The 7,069-nt window shown below is 74.1% G+C and carries 7 protein-coding genes; all 7 read right to left on the bottom strand.

What is annotated here, in order from left to right:
• Positions 1-287: hypothetical protein (locus OTB19_RS12290; RefSeq protein WP_267798103.1), on the bottom strand; the 287-nt coding region annotated here is incomplete at its 3' end.
• A 140-nt stretch (positions 288-427) separates the two neighbouring features.
• Entirely contained in the window at positions 428-2,473 is a 2,046-nt protein-coding gene (locus OTB19_RS12285) for an LPD29 domain-containing protein (protein WP_267798102.1), read from the bottom strand.
• A 133-nt stretch (positions 2,474-2,606) separates the two neighbouring features.
• Complete coding sequence (locus OTB19_RS12280; RefSeq protein WP_267798101.1) at positions 2,607-2,789, bottom strand: hypothetical protein; 183 nt, start codon at positions 2,787-2,789, stop codon at positions 2,607-2,609.
• Between the two features lie 46 nt (positions 2,790-2,835).
• Positions 2,836-3,396 (bottom strand): hypothetical protein, encoded by a 561-nt coding sequence (locus OTB19_RS12275; protein WP_267798100.1) that lies wholly within the window; start codon positions 3,394-3,396, stop codon positions 2,836-2,838.
• A gap of 65 nt (positions 3,397-3,461) precedes the next feature.
• On the bottom strand, positions 3,462-4,199 hold the full coding sequence (locus OTB19_RS12270; protein WP_267798099.1) for a hypothetical protein: 738 nt from the start codon (positions 4,197-4,199) through the stop codon (positions 3,462-3,464).
• A gap of 259 nt (positions 4,200-4,458) precedes the next feature.
• The gene (locus OTB19_RS12265) at positions 4,459-5,688 is read right to left on the bottom strand and encodes a hypothetical protein (RefSeq protein WP_267798098.1); all 1,230 of its coding nucleotides are present in this window, start codon (positions 5,686-5,688) and stop codon (positions 4,459-4,461) included.
• Between the two features lie 195 nt (positions 5,689-5,883).
• Entirely contained in the window at positions 5,884-7,011 is a 1,128-nt protein-coding gene (locus OTB19_RS12260) for a hypothetical protein (protein WP_267798097.1), read from the bottom strand.
• Positions 7,012-7,069: the final 58 nt, after the last annotated feature.

The following is a 7,069-nucleotide window of genomic DNA, read 5'->3' as shown; positions in this document are numbered from 1 at the left end:
CATAACCGCCCCCGCCGGGCGCCCACCCCGGGCGCCCGGCGGGGGAGGTTAGGTGCGATCAGGCTCTGTCCCACGGCGATCACGGCGTCCTTCGGGGTGGCGCCGTTGCCGACCCACCGGTCGTACGCGGTGCGGATCGTGTCCAGGACCGTGTCCGAGGTGATGATCCGGCCGACCGTCTCCAGGTCGTGGCCCTCGTGCCCTCCCTTCACGATCACGCGGGTCGTAAGGGCGGCGATCTCCACGACGGCGTCCTCCGTGGTGCGAATCCGGATCGTGCGGCTCATGACCGTTCCCCTTCCTGGTCGGGCTGTCTGCCCTCCCTGACACCTCGATACTTGCATCATTACGTTGCAACGTCAAGTTGCAACAAGGCGAGGTGTGGGGCGTGTCGGGGTGGGGCCTGGCCTGGTCCCGGTCGGCGGGGTCAGTCGGCGGCGCGGGCCAGGGCGGCGAACGTCAGGGCGGCGTCCACCCCCTCGCGCCATGCGGCGCCGGTGGACTGCTCGCTCCAGGCACCGGCCACGTGCGCCGGCACGGGCACGCCCCGGTACGCCTGGGGCGCGGTGCGGGCGCACGGCAGGGGGGCCGGGGCGGGCTTGATGAATCCGGCCGTCTCCCCGCCCCGGGCCAGCCTCAGCTCTCCCTCGCACCAGTGGTGGGTAACCCCGGACTGGAGCCGCGCGGCCAGGAATCGGGTCGCCTCGGCCCTGGTCTGGAGCGGGGCCCAGTCCCCGGGGCCGCCGATCACGTGGAACACGTCCACGTCCCGGAGCCCCACGTCGTCCAGGAGGCGGGCCGCGACCTCCAGCAGGTGGGCGCCCTCCGCCTCGTCGGTGCACGGCAGGGTCTCAAATCCGGTCAGGGGGGCGCGCTGCTTGCACACCCAGCAGCGGAAGACGTGCTCGGTGCCGGGGGCGCCGATCGCCTCGCGGGTGATCGCGATCCGGTGGGCGCCGGCGTCCAGGCCCGGCCGCGGCTTCTCGGTCGGCGCCTTGTCCGCGACCTCCGGGGCCGGTGCCTCCTTGACCGGTGTGGGCTCGACCTCGACCGGGTCAGGGGCGTGCCGGAGGGTGGCCACCTGGTAGTCGTTGTGGAACAGGCGCATCTCACCGGCGTACCAACGGTGGGTGGCCCCCAGGATCAGCAGGCGGGCGACCCGGTCGACGGCTTCCGCGCGGGTGCACGGGAACTCGTCGGTGGACAGGGCGTACGTGAACACGTACGCGGGGGCGTCCCGGAGGATCACGTCGTCCAGGAGGCGGCCGGCGCGGTGGAGCGCTTCGGCCTGTTCGGCCTGGGGGGTGCACTTGAGGGAGTCGAACTCGACCAGCGGGGCCAGGGTCTGGCACTGGTGGCAGCGGAACAGGTAGGCGGTACCGGCGCCGTGGGGCTCGCCCTGTCCGGTGTTGGTGACCCTGTGGGCTCCGGCCTCCATCCCGGCCGGGGGGATTGCCGGGTCGGGCTGGTCCTCGACGGGCGCGGGCTCCTCGAACGCGGCTCCCGGGGTGCACCTGCCCTCGTGTCCGATCTCCAGGTGGCAGGTGTACGGGAACGTCTGGCGCCCGAGGTCGGCGCCGCAGTAGAAGAACTCCGGTTCCTCGACGGTCGGCTCCTCGGCGGCGGGGGCCTCCTCGACCTCGACGGGGGCGGGCTCGACGGCCGGGGGCTCCTCGGCGGGGGCCGGCTCGACGTCGGCGGACAGGGTCAGGCCCTCCGCGCGCAGCGCTTCGAGGACGGCGGGCAGGCGCTCGGCGCCGGCCTCGGCGCGGGTGCCGGGCAGGAACCAGTAGGCGTTCGCTCGGTGCCACTTGAACCCCTGGGCCTTGAGGACGGGGGCGGCGCCGTCTCCTCGGGTGGTGCCGGTGGCCGTGATCCCTTCGGTGTCCGTGTGCTGGACGCGCACCCCGTCGGTGGACGCGGGGGCCGGGGTGGTGGCGGCCGGGACGGCGGCCGGCGCCTGCGCGGCGGCGGGCGGGTGGGCGGCGGCCCAGCGGCGGGGCAGGATCACGCGGAGGGCGATGCTCAGGACCTGGTTTACGCCCCAGCTGCCGGCGATGAACTCGCCCTCGACGTTGAAGCCGCCGTTCTGGCCCTGCGTGCTGGCGTCCTCGCCGTTGGCGGCGTGCCACAGGGCCAGGGCCTCGGCCTTGACCTCGTCGGACACTTCCTGTCGCAGGTGGATGCTGTCCACGACGGGCCGGCCGGTGACGCGCTTGCCGTCGATGGTGACCGTCACCGTGTTGTCCAGGTCCTCGTACCGCTCGTCGTACCCGTTCCAGCGCGACCCCTGCATCGGGTTGCTGATCTCGGCGACGTCGCCGTCTGTCGGGCCGTCGGTCCACGTCACGTCGATGCCGGTGCTACCGGTGCCGCGTCCGCGCACTACGGAGAACTTCACGCCCGGAAACGCGGTCTTCAGGCGGCGCTTCAGCTCTGCGGCTACGTGCTTGGCGTCGATGTAGGTCGTCATGGCGCTGTTCCTCTCCTGGGGGCACGTCCCCCGTTGGCACACATGGTTGCACCCTCATGTTGCAATGTCAATTAGCAACATGAGGGTGCGTGTCGGGTGGGTCGGGCGGAGGGGACGCCCCACCCGGGACGGGTCAGTCGGTGGGGGTGGCGCTCATGTCCACAAGGACGTCGTCCTGGCCCTCGTAGGCGGCGGCGTAAGCGGCCAGCAGATCCGGCACGTCCTGGATGTCGGGGGTGGAGTCGAAGCGCAGCAGCGCGGAGCGCATGCCGTTCACGATCCGGACGGCGCTCACGGAGTACAGGGCGGCAACCATGGTTGGTCCTCTCGGGGGTGGAGCGGGGGCGGGATGGTGGGGTCGGTCAGGAGGCGGCGAGGGCCGAGCGGACGCCCAGGCGCCACCCGTCCCCGAGCGGGGTGGCCCAGGCCCCGCGCACGAGGGCCGGCACGGTGACCGTGCAGTACGTGGCGGGGACGGCGGTCAGGAGGCTGTCGCACTGGCCGCACAGGGTCAGGCCGCGGCCCTGTGCCTGGTGCTCCGGCGTGACCTCCTGGCCCCGGTACGTCTCCGGTCGGCCGGTGAGGGCCGGGCATGCGGCGTCCGGGTGGTAGGCGGTGCGGTGGGTGCCGATCCGCACGTGGACGGTGCGCGCGGGGACCTCCGGTACGGGCGGGGCGGCGATGTGGGCCGCGGCTTCCTGTGGGCCGCTCACCCCGAGCCCGTGCTCGACGCCGGGGCCGACGAGGCGCCATCCCCAGCGGGCGCCCATGTAGGTCAGCTCCCAGCCGGCGCCCTTGTGCTGGACGGTGTGGGTCACCCGGGTACCGGGCTTGACCGGGCCCAGCTCCAGGCCGGCCGCGGCGAGGGTGGCGGCGAGGGCCTCCAGGGTGGGGGCGGGAATGGTGCGGGGGAGGTACGACATCGGGGTGTCTCCGTTCCTGGGGGGCCGGGCGCGGTGGGCGCCCGGCCGGGGTGGGGTGGGGTGGATCAGGCGGCCAGGTCGGCGACCAGGAGGGCGGTCGCGTCGCACTTGAAAGTCGTGCGGGTTGCCTTGCGCGGGGGCATCGCGCCCCGGGCCGCGTAGTCGACGGCTACCTGCGTGCTGTCCAGGACGCTCCGGCCGGGGGTCCGGGTGATGATCACCCGTCCGTACACGCCCACCGGCAGGGTCCGCAGCCAGGACTTGACGGCGTCGGCCTGCTTGGTCAGGTTCTTGGCCCGCTGGTCCAGGTCGGTGAACTGGGCGGCGCGGTTCTCGATCTCCTCGACGGCCGGGATCTCCTCGGCGGTCAGGACCCGGTCCAGCTCCGCTGCCGGGGTGAGGCTGGTCTCCCCGAGGCGGTGAGCGATGCGTTCCACCGTGCGGGCGGCGCTGGTGGCGGCGCGGCGGCCGAGGGCGTCCAGGCGGCGGGTGGCGGTGCGGGCGGCACGGCGGGCGGCGGCGGCCTCCGCCTTGGCGGTGCGGGCGGCGTCCACCAGGCCGGCGAGCTTGTCTTCCAGGCGGGTCACGCGGCGGGCGGCGGGGGCCTGGCCGTTGCCGGTGCGGGTGGCGGTGCGCAGGTCGCGGCGGGCGGTGGCCAGGGCGGTGCGGGTGGCGGTGACGCGGGCGGCGGCGCGGGTGGCCTTGCCGGCGGTGGCGGTCTCCTCGCGGCCGGCGGTCTTGGCGGTGGTCTCGGCGGTGGCGAGGCGGGTCATCAACTGCGCGGTCTTGGCGGTGGTGTTCATCGCGTCGTCCCTCCGGTGGTGGTCCAGGCCCCTCGCCCTTCCCGATACCCATAGTGTTGCAACATCGCGATGCAACGTCAAGTTGCAAAGGGGGGGTGCGGGACCTTTCACCCGGTCGGGTCATCCGGCCCAAGGGCGGGCTACGTGTTCCCCGTGTTCACCGGTGTTCAACGGGCGGCGCTGAACACCCCTGAACGGCCGGGCGCCCCGTCCTCGGCGGGCGAGGCGGGGCGTCCAGGGCGGGGCGGTCGAGGGTGGATCAGGCGGTCGGGGCGACCCAGTACTTCGTAGCCGTGCCCCACAGGTGGCACTTGCGGCCGGTCGCGTCCTCGGCGTAGCGGGTGCCGGTCTCCGTCCAGGAGCGGGTGATGAGCAGCGGCTCGCCGGTGCACTGCTTGCGGTTGTTGGCGGGGGCGAACCCGTCGGCGGTGTCCTCGCCGTACAGGAGGAACGGGGCCTCCATGCCCTTGAGGGTGCGCCACTCCGGGCCGGCGGCCGGGGTCGGCTCCTCGACCACGGGCGCCGGGGCCTCCTCGACCGGGACCGGGATCTCCTCGACCGTGGGCGCCGGCTCCTCGACCACGGGGGCCGGGGCCTCCTGGACCACGGGGGCGGGGGCGGTCTCCTCGACCGTCGCCGCGGCCGGGGTGTTCCAGTTGCGGGCGGCGGTGCGGTTGTCGATCACCCGCTGGACCTCCTTGCGGCGGCGCAGGACCCGCGTGGCGGCCAGTACGGCGGCCATGTCCACGGCGCCGGCCTCGGCGGGGGCGTCCTCCTGGATGGGGGTGCCGGTGAAGTCCACGCGGATCGGGGCGGCTTCCCCTCGGACCCACACCCGCTCGCCCGCGCTGTCCCGGGCGACGATCACGGCCACCTTGTTGACCGTGAACCGGGCCTGGGCCGCGTTCCAGCGAGGCATGCGGCGCATCTTGGTCACGGTCTCCAGGACGGCGCCGGCGTCCAGGGTCAGGACCCGGTCGTCGTTGTCTTGGCCGTTGGCGTGGAGTGCCTCCACGGCGGCGGTGTACGCGGTCACCCGGACCGGCTCCCCGTCTGCGGGCCGGACGTCGTCCACCTCCGGGGCGTCCTCCACCTGGGCCGGCTCCTCGGCCTGGACGACCTCGGCGGCGGCGGGCTGGTTGTCGTCCACCTGCGGGGCGTCCTCCTCGACGGCCGGCTCCTCGACCTGCGGGGCCTCCTCGACGACCGGCTCCTCGGTCACCTGGGCGGCGGGGGCCTCCTCGACGGGGGCCGGTGCCTCGGGGGTCTCCGCGTCCACGGTCACGGCCAGGGTCTTGACGCACCTCTTGCATTCCTTGGCCATCTTGAGGGCCTCGGCGCCGGTCAGGGTGCGCTCCACCTCAAGGCCACACAGGGTGTCCATGTTGTATTCCTCTACGTTGACGTAGTGGACGGTGCGGCCCTTGCCGACCTGGGCCGGGGCGACGGTGCCGGTGGTGATGGCGGCGGCGGTGGCGGTGTTGGTCATGGTGTCCTCCGTGGTCCGGGGGGCTTCCCGCCCCTCTCGATATGCATAGTGTTGCAACATGAGGTTGCAAAGTCAAGTGGCAATGGACCCGCCCGTCCACGATCACCCGGTCGGGTCATCGGGCCCCTGGCCGCAACGACCGGACGCCCCGGTCCTCGTGCGAGGCGGGGCGTCCTGGGCCTGTAGGGGCAGGGGTCAGCGCGTGGCGGCCGGTGCCGGCGCGGCGTCGTGGACGTGTTCCGCGCCCAGGCCGTACGTCTCGGCGTGGCGCATGGCGCGCTCCAGGTGGTGGAACCGGGGGCACGTGTCGGCGTCCCGTCCGATGGCCACGGCGTACCGGGCGGACGGCGCCCCCAGCGTCTCCCGTACGGCGGCGGCGGCCTCGAAGGTCACCCGGGCCAGCGGGCCACGGACCCCGGTGCGGTAGACGCGCGTACCGGTGGCCTGTCCCTCCTCGGCCAGCCGGTCGGCGGCGGCCTCCACCTCTTCCCGGGTGGCGCCGGTCTCCTCGGCCAGGTCGGCCACGCTCGGGGGCCAGGCCTCCACGATGGCGTCCAGGGCCGGGGCGGGGGCGGTGAAGAACCCGGGGGTGGGCTGGAACGGGGACCACGTGGCGTACCGGCCCCGGCTCATCTTCGGGCCCTCGTCCCAGATCACGCCCAGCGTGTCCGCGCCGCGCTCGACCGTCCACTTCCCGCGCCCGTCCCGGCGGACCTTGACCTGGTCGTGGCGTACGACGTCGGCCGGGCTGGTGGCAGCGGCGGGCGGCGCCTCGCCGGCGGCGTGGTGGACGCCCTCCTCGGCCCAGGAGCGGGCCGGGAGCGTCGCGGTCGGGGCCATGGCGTGCGTGGTGGTGATCCATCCGTACAGGGCGGTGGGGCGGTCCGTGCGGCGGTAGGTCCAGCCGGTCACGATGTCCGTTCCGTGGGCGGTCACGGGCTGGAAGTCGCAGGCGCCGGGGTGGACGCGGCGGGTCGCCGCCTCGGCGGCGGCCTGCTCGATGGCCGGCGCCTCGGTGTCCTCGCCGTGGGCCTCGGTCAGGGCCTCCGCGAGGGGCAGGCGGCCGGCGTCGGTGGGGCGGGGGCGGCCGGTGAGGTGGGTGTAGAGGGCCCACCCGAGGGGGCTGAGGAAGTAGGCGGCGCGGCCGCGCTCGTCGCGCCCCTCGGCGATCAGGCCGCGGCGGTGGATGGCTCCGTGGGTGCCGCCACCCTGGCCCAGGTTCACGCGGGCCGCGCTGCCCTGGGGGTTGCGGTCGCCGAAGAAGATGAGGGCCTCGGTCATGCGGGGGGTCATGCCTTGTGCGATCCGGTCGAGCGTGGACATGGGTCCTCCGTGGTGTCGGGGGGCGGGGTGCACCCCCGTCCCGATACCCATAATGTTG

Origin of the sequence: Streptomyces sp. H27-H5 (genome assembly GCF_026627505.1) — a bacterium.
Taxonomy (GTDB): Bacteria; Actinomycetota; Actinomycetes; order Streptomycetales; family Streptomycetaceae; genus Streptomyces.
This window is presented reverse-complemented; position numbering and strand designations above follow the sequence as displayed.

What these genes read in the sequence shown, in the direction of transcription:
- OTB19_RS12285 (WP_267798102.1), bottom strand. Translation starts at nt 2,473, where the DNA reads ATGACGACCTACATCGACGCCAAGCACGTAGCCGCAGAGCTGAAGCGC.
- OTB19_RS12280 (WP_267798101.1), bottom strand. Translation starts at nt 2,789, where the DNA reads ATGGTTGCCGCCCTGTACTCCGTGAGCGCCGTCCGGATCGTGAACGGC.
- OTB19_RS12275 (WP_267798100.1), bottom strand. Translation starts at nt 3,396, where the DNA reads ATGTCGTACCTCCCCCGCACCATTCCCGCCCCCACCCTGGAGGCCCTC.
- OTB19_RS12270 (WP_267798099.1), bottom strand. Translation starts at nt 4,199, where the DNA reads ATGAACACCACCGCCAAGACCGCGCAGTTGATGACCCGCCTCGCCACC.
- OTB19_RS12265 (WP_267798098.1), bottom strand. Translation starts at nt 5,688, where the DNA reads ATGACCAACACCGCCACCGCCGCCGCCATCACCACCGGCACCGTCGCC.
- OTB19_RS12260 (WP_267798097.1), bottom strand. Translation starts at nt 7,011, where the DNA reads ATGTCCACGCTCGACCGGATCGCACAAGGCATGACCCCCCGCATGACC.